The 714-nt window shown below is 38.7% G+C and carries 2 protein-coding genes; both read left to right on the top strand.

Going from position 1 to position 714, the window contains the following annotated elements:
• Nucleotides 1-300: 300 nt before the first annotated feature.
• Complete coding sequence (locus ACM0OS_RS29000) at nt 301-498, top strand: peptide ABC transporter substrate-binding protein (protein WP_414546625.1); 198 nt, start codon at nt 301-303, stop codon at nt 496-498.
• A complete protein-coding gene (locus tag ACM0OS_RS28995; protein ID WP_414546624.1) occupies nt 471-680 on the top strand; it encodes a hypothetical protein in 210 nt (69 codons plus the stop codon). Before ACM0OS_RS29000 ends, ACM0OS_RS28995 begins: the two co-directional genes overlap by 28 nt.
• Nucleotides 681-714: the final 34 nt, after the last annotated feature.

Raw genomic sequence — 714 nt, 5'->3', positions numbered from 1 at the left:
TTGACCTTTATTTTACGTATTCAGTGTTTATCCAGTTAGGTGCAAGATATAAGTTCCCAGAAGTTTAAAAGTAGCGTCAGAACAGCACTCAAAGCCTTTGCGCTCCCACCTAGTAAAACAGGCTGATAAAGGCTTGATAATTGCCGTTAATCCTCAAAAATTAGGCTACAGCGTTTTGTTGATTTCATCCTTATTACTGGCTCTTGTAGCCTTTGATAATTACCGACTAAGCAGGCATCGAGTCCACCAGCTAGAGTATCGAGACTTCACAGACCCTAATATTTATCTAGAGATTCCCGCATGGATGAAGAAACCTTAAAAGCTGCAAGGGAATGGCTCATAGAGTGCATAGGACATTTTGAGGATATTCAGTGTATTGATGATCTCGAAACCCTATCCAACGACGAAATAGAGCGAGGAATCATCAGAAATTCTGGCAGCTTAAGCAATTTCAAGAATGAGGCGCAAGCATGGCAACAAGAACAATACAAGAATTAGTCAATCAATCTCTTGAAACAATTCAAGAAATCAAAAATCATCCCCAGTTTAAAACCTTAAATTATCAACCAGATGTAACTTTGGGCGATGCACAGCAAGCACTAATCGAATTGCGTTCAGAGTTATTGAGTCAACATGGTGAACCTCTGAATATTTTTGCCTTAGAAGGATTTACCAGTTAAGCACATATTCATAATTACCAACCAAAAATCATGA

The organism is Nostoc sp. CCY0012, assembly GCF_963920855.1.
In the GTDB taxonomy this organism is placed as follows: domain Bacteria; phylum Cyanobacteriota; class Cyanobacteriia; order Cyanobacteriales; family Nostocaceae; genus Cyanocohniella.
Note: the sequence above shows the minus strand (reverse complement) of the source record. Positions and strands in the feature narration are given on the sequence as shown.

Bases quoted from the DNA above. Each gene is read 5' to 3' on its own strand.
- ACM0OS_RS29000 (WP_414546625.1), top strand. From the start codon at position 301: ATGGATGAAGAAACCTTAAAAGCTGCAAGGGAATGGCTCATAGAGTGC.
- ACM0OS_RS28995 (WP_414546624.1), top strand. From the start codon at position 471: ATGGCAACAAGAACAATACAAGAATTAGTCAATCAATCTCTTGAAACA.